Raw genomic sequence first — 15,588 nt, 5'->3', positions numbered from 1 at the left:
TTACACACCCCACCACACCAGATGCGGTGGAAACACTAAACGCGAACAAAACGTAACAAGCTCTGCCCGCAACCACTATACGATTCTGAACCAACAACCCCCCAAGACCTGCAGGTCTTGAGACAGGGTCGAAAACAAAAAAATGGTTCACGACTGTTTCGGTGGTGATAGCGGTGCGGGAAACGCCCGGCCCCATTCCGAACCCGGAAGCTAAGCCCACCAGCGCCAATGGTACTGCACCCGCCAGGGTGTGGGAGAGTAGGACACCGCCGAACACAACTTCACGAATGCCCCGCCCGGAATCGGGCGGGGCATTCGTGCGTTCAGGCCTCGGTGAATTCGAGAACGGCCTTGGTGAATTCGCCGGTCGTCGCGGAACCGCCGAGATCGGGAGTGCGCACCCGGGCTTCGGCGAGCACCCCGCGCATCGCCGATTCGACTTCCACGGCAGCTTCGGTGTGGCCGAGGTGATCCAACAGCATCGCCGCGGTCCAGATCGCGCCCAGTGGATTGGCGAGCTCCTTGCCCGCGATATCGGGCGCGGAACCGTGCACAGGCTCGAACATCGAGGGGAACTCCCGCTCCGGGTTGATGTTCCCGGCAGGCGCGATCCCGATTCCACCGGCGATCGCGGCGGTGAGGTCGCTGAGAATATCGCCGAACAGGTTCGAGGCGAGTAGCACGTCGAACCGGGCCGGGTTCAGCACCAGCTTGGCGCACAGCGCATCGATGTGCTCGGAGGTCAGGGACACCCCGGGATGCCCGGCCGCGCATTCGGCGACGATCTCGTCCCAGAACGGCATGGTGTGCACGATCCCGTTCGATTTGGTCGCGGACGTGACGGTGCCACCGCGTCGTTCGGCCAGCCGCAGCGCGTATTCGGCGATGCGTCGTACGCCGGCGCGGGTGAACACGGCCTCCTGCACGGCCATCTCCGCCTCGGTGCCCTGACCGGAACGGCCGCCGATCTCGCTGTACTCGCCTTCGACGTTCTCCCGCACGACGACCAGATCGACTTCGCCGGAACGCGCACCACGCACCGGACTGTCCACTCCCTCGAAGACCTTGATCGGACGCAGGTTGACGTACTGGTTGAACCGCCTGCGGATCGGGATGAGCAGGCCCCACAGGGAAACATGGTCCGGCACCCCCACCTCGCCGACCGCGCCGAGGAAGATCGCGTCGTGTCCGCTGATCCGGTCGAGCCCGTTCTCGGGCATCATCGCGCCCTGATCCCGGTAACGGGCGCACGACCAGTCGAACTCGTCGTAGTCGAACGTGATGCCGTGGCGGGCGCCGATACCCGAGAGCACCGCACAGGCTGCCGGGGTCACCTCGCGGCCGATGCCGTCTCCAGGGATGAGCGCGATCCGATGGTTCGTCATGCTGCTATCGGATCACCGGAGAAGACGGGGATTCAAGGCAATGGCGCATGACTCACTCCGAGCCCTATCGGAACCCCGGCCGATGTCAAGGGTGTACCTGGATGCCACGCGGTTCTAGTCTCGGTATGATGACTGGAATCGAGGAACTCGTCCCGAGGATCTACCGAGCCCGCGTCGTGCACACCCAGCACGGACCACCGGTCGAGGCGATCGCGGTGCAGGGGGAACGGGTTCTCGCGACCGGCACACTGCGGGAACTGCGCGACCGGTTCCCGGAGGCCGAGGTCACCGATTTCGGTACGGCGACGATCGTGCCCGGATTCAACGATGCGCACATCCATCTCGCGATGTCCGCGGAGGACCAGCTGCACCTTGATCTCTCCCACGACGCGGTCCGCGATATGACCGGGCTGCTCGAGCGGGTGCGTGCCGAGGCGGCGCGGATCGGGCCGGGCGCCTGGGTGCGGGGCAGCCGCTTCGATGATGTGAAGACCGGGAAACTGGACCGCGCGGCGCTCGACGCGGTCACCGGGAACGTGCCCGCCCTCGTCACGCATGTCGCCGCGCACTGGGCGGTGGCGAACAGTGCCGCGCTCCAGGCTCTCGGCTACCACGAGGACTCCACACCACCGGCGGGCGGCGAACTCGGCAGGGACGCGGCGGGCCGGCTCGACGGTCGGCTGGTCGAACGTGCACTGATGCAGGTGGCGATGCCCGCGGCGGGCGCACAGGATTCGCCGATCCAGCCGAGTACCCCCGAGCAGCGGCTGCTGGGCCTGCGCCGCGCCGTCGAGCAGTGGCACGCCGCCGGGCTGACCTCGATCTGCGATCCGCTGGTCGCCCCGGAGGACATCGTCCTGCTACAGCGGGCCCGCAGCGAAGGCCTGCTCACCCTGCGCACCGGCATGCTGCTGGGGATCGACCACTACGCGAAGGCGCACGAATTCGGTATCCGCGGTGGGTTCGGTGACAACTGGCTGCGCTACGTCGGGGTGAAGGGGTTCGTGGACGGTGCGGTCGGCGGGCGCACCTGCCTGCTCTCCGAACCATTTACCGGAACCGGGGATCACGGTCTGCAGATCACCGATACCGAGACGCTGCGCGAACAGATCGGCATGGTGCACCGGGACGGAACCCCGATGGGCGTGCACGCCAACGGGGACACCGCCATCCGGCTCCTGCTCGACATCTACGGTGAGCTCGCCGAGACCGATCCGCGGCCGGGACTGCGCCACCGCATCGAGCACTGCACCCTGGTCGACGAACCGATCCTGGACCGGATGCGGGCACTCGACGTGATCGCCGTTCCGTTCGCCGGATATCCCGCCTACCACGGGGATGCGCTCAACGAGTGGTACGGGCCGGAGCGGACCGAGCGGATGTTCGCGCACCGGGATTTCCTCGACGCGGGCGTCACCGTCGCCGGGTCCTCGGACTATCCGTGCGGGCCGTATCAGCCGTTGCTCGGCATGCAGAGCATGGTGACCCGGCGCGGGGTGGATGACGGCGCCGAGGTGGGTGGCAGGCAGCGGGTCAGCGCGGCCGAAGCGCTGTGGATCTTCACCGTCGGTTCCGCGCGGGCCAGTGACGAGCAGGCGTACAAAGGTCTGCTCGCTCCCGGATACCTCGCCGATTTCGTGGTGCTCGACCGGGATCCGCTCGCCATACCGGGCAAGGAGATCGCCGGGATCGGAGTGCGCGCCACCTACGTCGGCGGCCTGCCGCGCTGGGAACGCTACTCGTAATTGGCGATCTCGATCAGGTTGGCGTCCGGGTCACGCACGTAGACGCTGGTGATCGGCCCGGCCGCCCCGGTGCGCCCGACCGGTCCCTCCTCGATCGGGATTCCGTTGCGCCGCAGGCTTTCCACGACCTCGTCGAGCGGATCGCTCGCGATGAAGCACAGATCTGCGCTGCCGGGGCTCGGATGCGCGGCCTTGGGTTCGAACTCGTGCCCAGCCTGGTGCAGATTGATCTTGCTGGAACCGAAATTCAGTGCGGTGCGCCCGCCCCGGAATGTGACGGTTTCCATGCCGAGGGCGCGGGTGTAGAAATCGACGGTCGCGTCGATATCGGCGACGGTGAGCACGAGATGATCGAGCCGGTCGATGCGCATCCGGGGCGGTCCTTTCCGATGAGATTCACGCGTGCGGCGCTCCCGTCACGGACACTAGTACTGGTTCAGCGCGCCCCGGGAAGAGTGAGATCGAAGGAATAGCGTGAGGCGCGGTACACGTGCCAGCCGTACTCGACGACGCGGCCGTTCTCGTCGTAGGTGGTGCGGTGCATGGTCAGCAGCGCGGCACCGACCGGTTCCCCGAGCAGTTCCGCGTCCTCCTCGGTCGCGTTGCGCGCGCCGATGTTTTGGTGCGCCGCGTGCAACCGGATCCCGGCGGAGCGCAGCAGTTCGTAGAGCCCTTTCGCGCGCAGTTCCGCATCGCTCGGCGTGATCAGGCCGGGCGGCAGGTAGTTGTTCATCAGCGCGATCGGTTCCTCGTCCACGAGGCGTACCCGCTCGATCCGGTGCACACTCTCCAGTTCCGGTGCCTCGAGCGCACCGATCGCGTGCTCGCTCGCCGTTTCGGCGCCGTTGGTGAGCACCCGGGTTCCCGGATGTTTGCCGAGCCGGGTCAGATCGTCGAACAGGCTGGACAGGCGCAGCTGCCGGGCGACCTTGTTGTGCACGACCTGGGTTCCGACCCCCCGTTTGCGCACGAGCAGGCCCGCGTCGACCAGGCTCTGGATCGCCTGGCGGATGGTGGGCCGGGAGATGCCGAGCCGGGCGGCGAGCTCGGTCTCATTGTCCAGTCGCGCACCCGGGGCGAGTGCTCCGCCATCGATCGCCTCGCGCAACTGGGTTGCCAGCTGCGCATACAGCGGTATCGGGCTGTCCTGGTCGAGCCGGAGGCTGGCCGCGCTCCATTCCGGGGTCGTCACCGGAGTCAGCCTAACTCATTTCCTTATTGTCCGATTGTCTTGACAAAGTCGAATGGGTGCGGCACGTTGATCCGCATGGGAGAACCCCTCGACCTGCTCACCATGGGCCGCATCGGTGTCGATATCTATCCGCTGCAGACCGGGGTGGGACTCGAGGATGTCAGTTCCTTCGGCAAATACCTCGGTGGCACGGCGACGAACGTGGCCGTGGCCGGTGCGCGCTACGGGCGGTCGACCGCGGTGGTCACCAAGACCGGGGCGGACCCTTTCGGCCGGTTCATCCGCCGTGCCTTGCGCGGATACGGGGTGGATGACCGCTTCGTCGGCACCAGTGCGGGATTGCCCACCCCGGTGACCTTTTGCGAGATCTTCCCACCGGACGATTTCCCGCTGTACTTCTACCGCGCCCCGTTGGCGCCGGATCTGGACCTGCACACCGCGGAGCTGGACTTCGAGGCGATCAGGCAGGCACGGATCTTCTGGGTGACCGGGACCGGATTGTGCGCCGAACCGAGCAGAACGGCCACGCTCGCGGCACTCGAGGCGCGCGCCCGGTCCGGGATCACCGTGCTCGATCTCGACTACCGGCCGATGTTCTGGGAATCCCGCGAGCAGGCGCACGGTTGGGTGGACAAGGCCCTCGAGCACGTCACGGTCGCGGTGGGGAACCTGGACGAGTGCGCGATCGCGGTGGGCACCGGTGAACCGGATGCGGCGGCGAAGGCTTTGCGGGACAAGGGAATCGAGCTCGCGGTCGTCAAGAAGGGGCCCGCCGGGGTGCTCGCGGTGGATGACACGGGTTCGGTCGAGGTGCCGCCGGTTCCGGTCGAGGTGGTCAACGGGCTCGGTGCGGGCGACGCGTTCGGCGGGGCGCTGTGCCACGGATTGCTCGCCGGCTGGGAAATCGAGCGCATCATGCGGTTCGCCAACGCGGCCGGCTCGATCGTTGCCGGGCAACTCGCCTGTTCGGACGCGATGCCCGATGAACGCGCGGTCCGCGCGGTGCTCGATGGCTGAGCGGTTGCGCGCCCTGGCCGAACAGCGGGCGCGCGACCCCGGGGCGATCGCGCGCGCCGCGGCGGACCGGGTGCGCCCCGCCTCGCCGTACGGCCCGCACGGTAAGGCAATGATCATCGCGGCCGATCACCCCGCGCGTGGGGCGAACGCCATCGGTGCCGATCCGCTCGCCATGGCCGATCGTGGCGGGCTGCTCGACCGGATCTGCGTCGCGCTCGACCGTCCCGGGGTCACCGGGGTGCTCGGCACCGCGGATGTGCTCGAGGATCTGCTCCTGCTCGGCGCGCTGCACGGTAAATCGGTATTCGGCTCGATGAACCGCACCGGACTGGCGGGTTCGAGTTTCGAACTGGACGACCGGTTCGCCGGTTACGACGCCGGGGCGATCGCGCGATTCGGTTTCGAGGGCGGGAAAATGCTCACCCGGATCGCGCTCGATGATCCGCACACTCCCGCGGTACTGGAGAATTCCGCGCATGCCATCAATCAGCTCGCGGGCCGCGGGCTCATCGCGATGGTCGAGCCGTTTCTCTCCGAGTGGGTGGACGGCCGGGTGCGTAATGACCTCAGTCCGGAGGCGGTGATCAACTCGATCACCATCGCCTCGGGGCTCGGCGGGACCTCCGCGTACACCTGGCTGAAACTGCCCGTCGTCGCGGACATGGAGCGGGTACTCGCCTCCTCGGCGCTTCCGGTGCTGTTGCTCGGCGGGGAGGTGACCGATGCCGATGCGGCCTTCGCCTCCTGGCAGCGGGCGCTCGGCCTGCCGACCGCCCGAGGGCTTGTCGTCGGCCGTTCCCTGCTGTATCCACACGATGAGGATGTTGCCAAGGCTGTCGACACGGCGGTGGGATTGCTATGAATGACATGTTGTATCGCCCGGCGGGGAGCACGGCGGAGGGGCCGTTCAGCCTCGTCGTCACCCCGGAATCGGCCGGATGGGGGTATTCCGGGCTCCGGATCCTCGCACTTACCGGCGCCGAACGGTTCACGACGGGGGAGTCCGAGGCACTCCTGCTCCCGCTCTCCGGTTCCGCGCGCGTCACGGTGGACGGACAGCGGTTCGAGCTGGCCGGGCGCGCGCAGGTTTTCGACTCGGTCACCGATTTCGCTTACCTGCCAAGGGATGCGGAGGTCACGGTCGAGGGGGAGGGCAGCTTCGCGATTCCCGCCGCGCGCACCGGGACGAAACTGCCCGCGCGCTATGGGCCCGTGGACGGTGTTCCGGTGGAACTGCGCGGTGCGGGCAACTGCAGCAGGCAGGTCAACAACTACTGCCTGCCGCACACCTTCGAGGCGGACCGGCTACTGGTGTGCGAGGTGCTGACGCCGAGCGGGAACTGGTCCTCCTATCCACCGCACAAGCACGATGAGGTGAGCGAGACCGAGAGCGAACTCGAGGAGATCTACTACTTCGAGATCGCCGGGAACGGGATGGGATATCAGCGCGTGTACGGCACCGCACAGCGCCCGATCGATGTGCTCGCCGAAGTACGCGGCGGGGACGTGGTGCTGATTCCGCACGGCTGGCACGGTCCCTCGATGGCGGTTCCCGGCTACGATATGTACTACCTCAACGTGATGGCGGGCCCGGGCACGGAGCGGGCGTGGGAGATCTGTGATGATCCCGCGCACGGCTGGATCCGGGATACCTGGGCGGACCAGAAGGTCGACGCGCGGCTGCCGTTCGGGGACCGGTCATGACGATCCGGCTGACGGTTGCGCAGGCGCTCGCGCGGTTCCTGGCGAACCAGTACTCCGAACGGGACGGTATCGAACAGCGGCTGATTCCCGGTGTGTGGGGTATTTTCGGGCACGGCAACGTCGCCGGCCTCGGCCAGGCCCTGTTGCAGGAATCGGGAACCGGCAGGCTGCCCTACTATCTCTCGCGCAATGAACAGGGCCAGGTACACGCGGCGAGCGCGTTCGCGAAGATGCGCAACCGCATGCAGACCTTCGCGTGCACCGCGTCCACCGGGCCGGGATCGACGAACATGATCACCGGGGCCGCGCTCGCTACGACCAACCGATTGCCGGTATTGTTGCTGCCCAGCGATATGTTCGCCACCCGGGCCCCGGATCCGGTGCTCCAGCAGCTCGAGGACACCCGTGCGGGCGATGTCTCGGTCAACGACGCCTTCCGCCCGGTTTCCAAGTATTTCGACCGGATCGCGCGCCCGGAGCAGCTGATTCCGGCGGTCCTCGCCGCGTTCCGGGTGTTGACCGATCCGGTGGAAACCGGTGCGGTGACCCTGTGTCTGCCCCAGGATGTGCAGGCCGAGGCGTTCGACTGGCCGGAGGAATTCTTCCGCAGGCGGGTGTGGCACATCGAACGCAGGGAACCCGATGCGGACGCGGTTCGCCGGGCGGCCGAGGTGCTGCGTTCGGCGCGGCGCCCGCTGATCCTCGCCGGTGGCGGAGTGGTCTATGCCGAGGCCGAACAGGCGCTGCGGGAGTTCGCCGAATCCACGGGGATCCCGGTCGCCGACACCCATGCGGGAAAGGGCGCGGTTGCCTGGGATCACCCCTGCGCGGTCGGCGGGCTCGGCGCGACCGGCTCGACGGCAGCGAATTCCCTTGCCGCGCAAGCGGATGTCGTGCTCGGTATCGGTACCCGCTATTCGGATTTCAGCACGGCGAGCCATACCGTGTTCGGCGAGCGGGCCCGGTTCGTCAATCTCAACATCGCGCGGATCGACGCGGTGAAGCATTCGGCGGAGCCGCTGCTCGCCGATGCCCGTTCCGGGATCGGCGCGCTCGCGGCCGCGCTCGGGCAGTGGCGGGCCGAACGCGGGTACCGCGAGGAGATCCGTTCCCTGGCAACGGAGTGGGCGCGCACGGTCGATGCCTGTTTCGATCGCGGACACATACCGCTTCCCGCGCAGACGGAGATCCTGGGTGCGCTCAACCGGACGCTCGACGGTGGCGATGTGGTGATCAACGCGGCCGGTTCCATGCCGGGGGACTTGCAGATGCTCTGGCGGGCAACGGATCCGAAGGCGTATCACGTGGAGTACGCGTATTCCTGCATGGGGTACGAGATTGCCGCCGGAGTCGGTGTGAAGCTGGCTGCCCCGGAGCGCGAGGTCGTCGTGCTCGTCGGGGACGGATCGTATCTGATGATGGCACAGGAGCTCGTGACCACGGTCGCGGAAGGGCTGAAGGTGATCGTGGTCCTGGTGCAGAACCACGGCTTCGCCTCCATCGGTTCGCTTTCCGAATCTCTTGGTTCGCAACGGTTCGGCACGAGTTACCGATACCGGAACCCGGAGAGCGGGCAACTGGACGGGGAGCGGCTTCCCGTGGATCTCGCGGTGAACGCGGAAAGCCTCGGCGCCACAGTCCTGCGGGCGCGCACCGTCGCGGAGTTCACCGAGGCGATCGTCCGGGCCAAGGCGAGCGACCGAACCTGCGTGGTGCATGTGGAGACCGATCCCCGCGCCCCGGGCCCGCCCGATGGCGGCTGGTGGGATGTTCCGGTCAGTGAAGTGTCCGAACTGGACTCGACAAGGACCGCGTACCGCACGTACACGGAGCAGAAACGCAGGCAGCGCCACTATCTCTAGGAGAACTCGATGACAACGACGTCGCCGCGTGCCGTGATCGGCAATCTCTGCCTCGGTAGCGCACCGGATTCCTGGGGAGTCTGGTTTCCCGAGGACGAGCATCAGGTGCACTACACGCGCTTCCTCGATGAACTCGTCGAGGCGGGCTACGAATGGCTCGAGCTCGGTCCGTACGGGTATCTCCCGACGGATCCGCGACAGCTGACCGAGGAGGTGGGATCGCGCGGACTCCGAGTCTCCGGCGGGACGACCTTCGGTGCGCTGCACCGCCCGGACAAGTGGGAGGAGATGCTGGCGCACACCCGCAAAGTCGCCGAGCTGACCGCCGCGACGGGGGCACACCACCTGGTCTACATCCCCCCGCAGTACCGGGACGAGAAAACCGGGGAGTACACCGAATCGCCCGAACTCTCCGCGCGGCAGTGGGCGGAATTCGGTGCCCGGGCCAGTGAGCTCGGCAAGATCCTGCTCGAGGAATACGATGTGCGGCTGTGTCTGCATCCGCACGCGGACAGTCATATTCTCACCCAGCAAGAGATCGAGCGTTACCTCGATGAGAGCGATTCGCGCTACGCCAACCTGTGCCTCGACACCGGGCACGTGGCCTACGGCAGGGGCGATGCGGTCCAGCTGATCAGGGACTACGCCGAGCGGATCGGTTATGTGCACATCAAGCAGATGGATCCCGATGTGCTCGCGCAGGTGTACGCCGAGGAGCTGAGTTTCGGCGAGGCGGTCAAACGCGGGGTCTGTGTGGAACCGCCCGCCGGGGTGCCCGATCCGGCGGCGATCGTCACCGAACTGTCCACTGTGGACGCCGAGGTGTTCGTCGTCGTGGAACAGGATCTCTACCCGTGCAGTCCGGAGACACCGCTGCCGATCGCCGTGCGCACCCGGGAATACCTCGGTGGCCGCGGTCTTTCCGAGACGCGGCGGCCGAACGGGGGCGCGAAGGTATGACGGTGCGGGTCGGAGTGATCGGGACCGGGAGGATCGGCAGCGACCACATCCGGCGGCTCACCGGGACCGTCCCCGGGGCCGAAGTCGTCGCGGTGTCCGATGTGGACACAGATCGCGCCGGGCTGGTTGCCGAGGAGATCGGCGCGGTCGCGATCCCGAGCGGTACCGCGCTCATCGCGGACGATCGGGTCGACGCGGTCGTGGTCACCTCGATCGGGCCGACACACGCCGAGTACGTGCTCGCCGCGATCGAATCGGGGAAATACGTGTTCTGCGAGAAACCGCTCGCCACGACGGCCGGGGACTGCCTGCGCATCGTGCGCGCCGAGCAGGAGTTCGGCGACAGGCTCGTCCAGGTCGGGTTCATGCGCCGCTACGACGCTGGCTATCGCGCGATGAAGCGAGTCATCGATGCCGGGGAGATCGGTGCGCCACTGATCATGCACTGCGTGCACCGCAACGCCTCCGTTCCCGACTCGTATCACTCGGCGATGGCTGTGCAGGACACCGCCGTGCACGAGCTGGACACCATCCGCTGGCTGCTCGGCACCGAGATCGCGCGCACCCAGGTGCATGTCCCGCGCAGCACCGGGAACCGGCTCCCGCACCTGCGCGACCCGCAGCTGATGCGGTTCGAGACCGAGGACGGGGTGCACATCGACCTCGAGGTGTTCGTGAACTGCCAGTACGGCTACGACATTCAGTGCGAGACGGTCGGCGAACTGGGTGCCGTGCGGCTGCCCGATCCGCCGGATGTGGTGGTGCGGAAGGCGGGGCAGCTGCGAACGGGGGTCTTGCAGGACTGGACGACCCGGTTCGTCGAGGCCTTCGACCGCGAGCTCCGTGAATGGATCGACTCGGTGCACGCCGGCCGGTTGTGCGGGCCGAGCGCCTGGGACGGCTATGCCGTGGCGGTGTCCAGCGATGCTGCGGTCCAGGCACTCGAATCGGGACAGCTCGTCGAGGTCCGGCTGACCGAGAAACCGGAGCTGTATCGGGACTGACCCGCGCGACTCGGCAGCAGGGCAATGTTCACGATAGAGAGCACTGTTCTCGGATTGGACTGTTGTTCGCAGGTGGAGCGGTGCTCTCGGAGTGGCACGCTGTTTCGCGAGGCAGAGCAGTGTTCGCAGGCCAGAGCAGTGTTCTCGGGACGGGGCAGTGTTCTCGGGAAGATCGGCATTCCGGGACCAGAACAGCGCTCGCGGCGCAGAGCAGTGTTCTCGACACAGAACAATGTTCTCGGAGCAAATCGGCGTTCCGGAAGCGGAGCGATGTTCGTGGAGTGGATCGGCTACCCCGGAAGTACAGCAGCGTTCCGGAACCAGAGCGGTGTTCCGGAAGCGGGGCGGCATTCCCGGGTCCGCCCACGCATGGCGGCTTGACCGGGTCACGAACCGCTGATCATGATGAGCACGGGTGTGACAGCGGGGAGGTGCGGGCGATGGAGCCGATGGGGATCCCGGCGACGCAGAGCCGTTCGAGCAGGTATGTGGCCAATACGCTGCGGGTGGTGGTGCGCCCCGCGGTCGATCTCCTGCCCGCGACGAGCCTTTCGGTACTCGCGGCGCGTGGCCTGCTCGACACGGTGCTGCCCGCGCTCGCCCCGTCCCGCCGTGCGCGGATCCGTGCGGAGCGGGCGTATCACGAGGGAAGACCGGTACGCGGGGAGTGGGTGCACGGCCCGGTGCCGCTCCGTAGCGATGCGGTGGTGCTGTATTTGCACGGCGGCGCCTTCCTCTGCGGCTCGCCACGCAGTCACCGGGGGCTGATCGCGCAGTTGTCGGCGCGGGCAGGTCTGCCCGTGTTCTCCCTGGATTATCGGCTGGCCCCGAGATACCGCTACCCGGCGGCCGCCAAGGATGTGCTGAACGCGTTCAGGCTGCTGCTCGCGCGGGGTTATCCGGCCGAGCGGATCGTGGTCGCTGGGGACTCCGCGGGCGGCCACCTCGCCCTCGGGCTGGCGATCGCGGCCCGTGAGCAGGGTCTGCCACAGCCCGCGGCGCTGGTGCTGTTCTCCCCGCTGGTGGATTTCTCGGCGAACACGGCCGCGGCGGTCGATGAGCATCGCCGGGATCCGTATCTGAGCGCGCGGCTGGCGAAGCGGATGCTCCCGCTCTACGGCCGCAGCGGGGAACCGGGGCTCGAGCTGTTACGCGGTGATCTCTCCGGGCTGCCGCCGATCCTGTTGCAGGCGGGGGACGCGGAGATGCTGTCCGGGGACGCGCGGGCGCTGGCGAGCCTGGTCAACACCGAGGGCGGGAACTGCACGCTGGAAATCTGGCCTGGTCAGGTACATGTGTTCCAGGCGCTGTACCGGCTGCTGCCGGAAGCCCGCGGCGCGCTCGCGCACGCGGGCCACTACATCCGGACGCGGCTCGGCGAGCCGGTTGCTCAGAAGGCGGGCCGAGCGCAGCTCAGCGGTGATTCGACCCCGCCGTGACGTGCGATTTCGGGATCCGGTTCGTCCGTTCCTGGTTGGATTCCGCCTTGTGGTCCTGAGCCTTCTGCTCCTGCTTGGCGGCGGTGTTGTGCTGACGCGCCGGATGCGGGGTCGGCACCTCGCCGTTCTGCGACCATGATCCCTTGACCGGCTGCTTGACCTGCTGGTCTTCGCCGATCCGGGCGGAGTTGGCCTTGAGCGTGTCCTCTTCGTCGGTCTCCGGGTCGAGTGCCGGGCCGGCCTTCTGCAGCAGCTCGAGCGCGCCGCCGAGCTGGTCACGCAGCTGGCCGCGCAGCCCACGCAGCGCCCCGACCTGCGCGGTCGCCTGCTCGATGCGCTGGTTGGCCTCCTCGGTGGCCTCCCGGACCCGCTTGGCGGCTTCCTCGGTGGCCTCCCGGACCCGCTTGGCGGCTTCCTCGGTGGCCTCGCGCACGCGCTTGGTCGCCTCGTCCGTGGCGTCCTTGATCCGCTTCTCGGCCTCGCGCTTGCTGCTTGCCTCGCGGTCGGCGACTTCCTTGGCGAGCTTCTCCTTCTTGCTCTTGAGCTCCTCGTTGAAGTCGGTTTCCGTCTTGGTGCGCCGTTTGGTCGACTCGCTGTCCAGGCGGTCCCGCTCGGTTTTGGCCTCGGTGGAGAGCCGCTCGATCTCGGCGTGCGCCTTGCGCATCGTCTCCTTGTGCTCGTTCTCGTGGTCCTCGCGGGTCTTGTCGAGGTCGGCGAGCATGTCCTGGTAGCGCTGGCGCAGCTGCTTGGCGTCGTTGTCCGCCTCGGTGCGCGTGTTCGCCGCGGCCGTCTCGGCGCGCGTCATGATGTCCTTCGCGTCGGCGTTCGCGAGGGTGATCATCCGGTTGAGTCGCTCACCGAGATCGGTGGCGCTGACCGGAGCCTTGGAGAGTTCGTCGATCTTCTGTTTGAGTGAGTCGATCTCGGAGCGCGCCATGTTGAGCCGCTCGGTGAGCCGGTCCACCTGAGACAGGGCCGAGTCGCGATCCGTCTGCAGGACGCGCAGTTCCTCCTGCACGTCCTGGAGGTACTGCGTCACCTGGTTCCGGTCGAAACCGCGCAGTGCTACATCGAAGCCAACCTTCAACGGGATCAACTCGTTCTCCATGCAGTCGACGGTACGCGTTTTCCGGGGCGGATGGGGAAAACGGTGCGGTGATTTTTACGGCAGCCACACGGACGCAACCTCGGGCCTTCTCAGCCGTCATTGTCCATTGTGGACAGATAACGGGACGGGCGCGGCTACCAGTGAAATCCTCGCGTTAGTTTCATCAGTGTAGTGGCCAATTGCGTTACGCGTCGATCCTTCTTGTTCGTTTCGCCACGTTCACCGCCCGCGGCCGCGGATTCCGGGAACACTTGGTATCCCTGATATGCCACCGCGTCGACGAAACCGGGCGCGAGCGAGTAAGCGAGTCCGATCGCCGCGCCGTAGGGCGTTCCCATCTGTTTGGGGCGTTTCTTGAGTGCCGTGATGATCATGTCCGCGGCGGCTTCCGGAGATTTCGCGGGGAACGCGTCATAGATCTTCGTGGGGCGGATCATCGGAGTGCGCACGAGTGGCATGTGCACCGTGGTGAACGTGACTCCCTTGCCGTGTGTTTCGGTGGCCACGATCCGTGCGAAGTAATCGAGCGCCGCCTTCGAGGCGACATAGGCGGAGAACCGGGGCGCGATGCCCTGTACTCCGATCGAGGAGACATTGACGATATGGCCGAATTTCCGCTCGGTCATGTGCGGCAGCAAGGCGAGGATCAACCGGACCGAGCCGAAGTAGTTGATCGCCATCGCGCGCTCGTAGTCGTGGAAACGGTCATACGAGAGAGTTACCGAACGGCGAATGGAGCGGCCCGCGTTGTTCACGAGCATCTCGATCCCGCCGTACTCGTGCAGCATCTGCTCGACCGTCTTCGCCACGGCCTCGTCATCGGTCAGATCGCAGGGGTACACGCCTGCCTGGCCGCCCGCGGCGAGGATGTCCCTGCGCACCTCCTCGAGTTCGCTCGCCCGGCGCGCCACGAGCAGCGGGATGGCGCCCTCGGCGGCGAGCTTGAGCGCGGTGGCCCGCCCGATCCCGCTCGAGGCCCCGGTCACCACGACCCGGCGCCCGTCGAGCTCTCCGCGCGGGCCGTGCTTGCGCGCGCGGTACGGGTCGAGGTGCTCGCGCCAGTACCGCCAGAGCACCTCGGCGTAGTCGGTCAGCCTCGGCACCTCGAGGCCGCTGCTGCGCAGTGCCTCCCTGGTGGCGAGGGTGTCGAACACGGTGGGCAGACCGGCGAACTCGAACACCTCGGGCGGGATGTCGAGTCGGTGCAGCACCGCGTCACGCACGAGCCCGGCGCCGGGCAGACGCTCGGCGAGCTTGCCGATCGCGCGCGCCGGGTTGGAGAGGGTGTCGCCGAGCCGCACCGCGATCTGCGGGGCCCCGGCGACGTGCGCGAACGCGTTGTATACATCCGTCAGTGCCTGGGGCTTCGGGTTGACCAGGTGAAACGCTCGCCCGTCCAGTCCGGCTTCGTGCATCAGGTGCACGATCGCGGCGGCCACGTAGTCGACCGGGACCACGTTCGTGTTGCCGAGCTCGGGCGCCACGAGTGGGACCTCGGGCAGCCGCGCGAGCCGGGCGATCGTGGGGAACAGATAGTAGATCCCGTCCACTTTGTCTATCTCGCCGGTTTTCGAATCGCCGACCACGATCGCGGGCCGGTACACCCGCCACGGCACCTCGGTTGCCTCGCGCACGAGCTTCTCCGACTCGAATTTCGTGCGGTGATAGGGGCTCGGCAGGGACTGTCCCACGTCGAACATGTCCTCGGTGAACTTGCCCGCGTGGTCCCCGGCGACCGCGATGGAGGAGATGTGGTGCACCCGGCCCGCCTCGATCGCCGCGGCGAGCTCGAGCAGATGCTTCGTGCCGTCCACGTTCGCGAGCTGGTTGTCCTCCTCGCTCGCGGTCATGTCGTAGAGCGCAGCGAGGTGCACCACGTGGTCGACCTTCCCGCGCAGTTCCGCCACGGTCGCCTCGCCGACGCCGAGCGCGGGGGAGCGCACATCGCCTTCGACCGGGCGCACCTTGACCGCCTGCGGCCAGCCGAGCGTGGTCCTTGCCAGCTTCTCCGCGGAATCCGGCCTGGTCAGCACGAGTACTTCGGTCGTCGATTCGCGCTCGAGCAGCATCCGGACGACATGACGGCCGATGAATCCCGTCGCGCCCGTTACGAGATAAGTGGTCATCCTGCGCCCCTCAACTGCCGCGGGTCGGTTTTCGAATGGCAGTAGG

At 67.3% G+C, this 15,588-nt stretch carries 13 protein-coding genes and 1 rRNA gene; 9 read left to right on the top strand and 5 right to left on the bottom strand.

Features of this window, described 5'->3' with window-relative positions; all coding sequences use genetic code 11:
• Positions 1 to 157 precede the first annotated feature (157 nt).
• Positions 158 to 275: ribosomal RNA gene (rrf, locus tag A37U_RS0124630) — 5S ribosomal RNA — on the top strand.
• Positions 276 to 323: 48 nt separating this feature from the next.
• Here rrf and A37U_RS0124625 read toward each other — a convergent pair.
• On the bottom strand, positions 324 to 1,385 hold the full coding sequence (locus A37U_RS0124625; protein ID WP_020499337.1) for a tartrate dehydrogenase: 1,062 nt from the start codon (positions 1,383 to 1,385) through the stop codon (positions 324 to 326).
• Positions 1,386 to 1,513: 128 nt separating this feature from the next.
• Between A37U_RS0124625 and A37U_RS45185 the strand changes: the two genes are divergently transcribed.
• Positions 1,514 to 3,130: an amidohydrolase gene (locus tag A37U_RS45185; RefSeq protein WP_020499336.1), complete on the top strand. Its 1,617-nt coding sequence runs from the start codon at positions 1,514 to 1,516 to the stop codon at positions 3,128 to 3,130.
• Here the strand turns inward: A37U_RS45185 and A37U_RS0124615 are convergent.
• Entirely contained in the window at positions 3,121 to 3,501 is a 381-nt protein-coding gene (locus tag A37U_RS0124615) for a VOC family protein (protein WP_020499335.1), read from the bottom strand. The genes A37U_RS45185 and A37U_RS0124615 overlap by 10 nt on opposite strands.
• Positions 3,502 to 3,566: 65 nt before the next feature.
• Positions 3,567 to 4,322, bottom strand: coding sequence for a GntR family transcriptional regulator (locus tag A37U_RS0124610; RefSeq protein WP_020499334.1), 756 nt, complete (start codon positions 4,320 to 4,322; stop codon positions 3,567 to 3,569).
• 75 nt (positions 4,323 to 4,397) lie between these two features.
• Here A37U_RS0124610 and iolC point away from each other — a divergent pair, with 75 nt between their 5' ends.
• From iolC to A37U_RS45180, 7 genes are all read left to right on the top strand, one after another.
• Entirely contained in the window at positions 4,398 to 5,339 is a 942-nt protein-coding gene (gene iolC, locus A37U_RS0124605) for a 5-dehydro-2-deoxygluconokinase (protein ID WP_020499333.1), read from the top strand.
• Entirely contained in the window at positions 5,332 to 6,201 is an 870-nt protein-coding gene (locus tag A37U_RS0124600) for a Cgl0159 family (beta/alpha)8-fold protein (protein WP_026197562.1), read from the top strand. Before iolC ends, A37U_RS0124600 begins: the two co-directional genes overlap by 8 nt.
• Positions 6,198 to 7,043 carry a 5-deoxy-glucuronate isomerase gene (gene iolB, locus A37U_RS0124595; RefSeq protein WP_020499331.1) on the top strand — a complete coding sequence of 282 codons (846 nt, stop codon included), beginning with the start codon at positions 6,198 to 6,200 and terminating at the stop codon, positions 7,041 to 7,043. The genes A37U_RS0124600 and iolB overlap by 4 nt, the downstream gene beginning before the upstream one ends.
• Positions 7,040 to 8,905 carry a 3D-(3,5/4)-trihydroxycyclohexane-1,2-dione acylhydrolase (decyclizing) gene (gene iolD, locus A37U_RS0124590; RefSeq protein WP_020499330.1) on the top strand — a complete coding sequence of 622 codons (1,866 nt, stop codon included), beginning with the start codon at positions 7,040 to 7,042 and terminating at the stop codon, positions 8,903 to 8,905. Before iolB ends, iolD begins: the two co-directional genes overlap by 4 nt.
• Positions 8,906 to 8,914: 9 nt before the next feature.
• Entirely contained in the window at positions 8,915 to 9,865 is a 951-nt protein-coding gene (locus tag A37U_RS0124585) for a TIM barrel protein (RefSeq protein ID WP_026197560.1), read from the top strand.
• The gene (locus A37U_RS0124580) at positions 9,862 to 10,869 is read left to right on the top strand and encodes a Gfo/Idh/MocA family oxidoreductase (protein ID WP_020499328.1); all 1,008 of its coding nucleotides are present in this window, start codon (positions 9,862 to 9,864) and stop codon (positions 10,867 to 10,869) included. The genes A37U_RS0124585 and A37U_RS0124580 overlap by 4 nt, the downstream gene beginning before the upstream one ends.
• A gap of 440 nt (positions 10,870 to 11,309) precedes the next feature.
• Positions 11,310 to 12,308 (top strand): alpha/beta hydrolase, encoded by a 999-nt coding sequence (locus A37U_RS45180; protein ID WP_083933823.1) that lies wholly within the window; start codon positions 11,310 to 11,312, stop codon positions 12,306 to 12,308.
• Here the strand turns inward: A37U_RS45180 and A37U_RS45175 are convergent.
• Both A37U_RS45175 and A37U_RS0124565 read right to left on the bottom strand, forming a co-directional pair.
• Positions 12,283 to 13,416: a coiled-coil domain-containing protein gene (locus tag A37U_RS45175; protein ID WP_020499326.1), complete on the bottom strand. Its 1,134-nt coding sequence runs from the start codon at positions 13,414 to 13,416 to the stop codon at positions 12,283 to 12,285. The two genes, A37U_RS45180 and A37U_RS45175, sit on opposite strands and share 26 nt — an antisense overlap.
• Positions 13,417 to 13,550: 134 nt before the next feature.
• Positions 13,551 to 15,542, bottom strand: a complete 1,992-nt coding sequence (locus A37U_RS0124565) for an SDR family oxidoreductase (RefSeq protein ID WP_020499325.1) — start codon at positions 15,540 to 15,542, stop codon at positions 13,551 to 13,553.
• Between the last annotated feature and the right edge of the window lie 46 nt (positions 15,543 to 15,588).

Origin of the sequence: Sciscionella marina DSM 45152 (assembly GCF_000379465.1) — a bacterium.
Classification (GTDB): Bacteria; Actinomycetota; Actinomycetes; order Mycobacteriales; family Pseudonocardiaceae; genus Sciscionella; species Sciscionella marina.
This window is presented reverse-complemented; position numbering and strand designations above follow the sequence as displayed.

Coding starts and splice junctions, on each gene's coding strand:
- iolB (WP_020499331.1), top strand. CDS start 6,198: ATGAATGACATGTTGTATCGCCCGGCGGGGAGCACGGCGGAGGGGCCG.
- A37U_RS0124580 (WP_020499328.1), top strand. CDS start 9,862: ATGACGGTGCGGGTCGGAGTGATCGGGACCGGGAGGATCGGCAGCGAC.
- iolC (WP_020499333.1), top strand. CDS start 4,398: ATGGGAGAACCCCTCGACCTGCTCACCATGGGCCGCATCGGTGTCGAT.
- iolD (WP_020499330.1), top strand. CDS start 7,040: ATGACGATCCGGCTGACGGTTGCGCAGGCGCTCGCGCGGTTCCTGGCG.
- A37U_RS45180 (WP_083933823.1), top strand. CDS start 11,310: ATGGAGCCGATGGGGATCCCGGCGACGCAGAGCCGTTCGAGCAGGTAT.
- A37U_RS45175 (WP_020499326.1), bottom strand. CDS start 13,416: ATGGAGAACGAGTTGATCCCGTTGAAGGTTGGCTTCGATGTAGCACTG.
- A37U_RS0124585 (WP_026197560.1), top strand. CDS start 8,915: ATGACAACGACGTCGCCGCGTGCCGTGATCGGCAATCTCTGCCTCGGT.
- A37U_RS0124565 (WP_020499325.1), bottom strand. CDS start 15,542: ATGACCACTTATCTCGTAACGGGCGCGACGGGATTCATCGGCCGTCAT.
- A37U_RS0124600 (WP_026197562.1), top strand. CDS start 5,332: ATGGCTGAGCGGTTGCGCGCCCTGGCCGAACAGCGGGCGCGCGACCCC.
- A37U_RS0124625 (WP_020499337.1), bottom strand. CDS start 1,385: ATGACGAACCATCGGATCGCGCTCATCCCTGGAGACGGCATCGGCCGC.
- A37U_RS45185 (WP_020499336.1), top strand. CDS start 1,514: ATGACTGGAATCGAGGAACTCGTCCCGAGGATCTACCGAGCCCGCGTC.
- A37U_RS0124615 (WP_020499335.1), bottom strand. CDS start 3,501: ATGCGCATCGACCGGCTCGATCATCTCGTGCTCACCGTCGCCGATATC.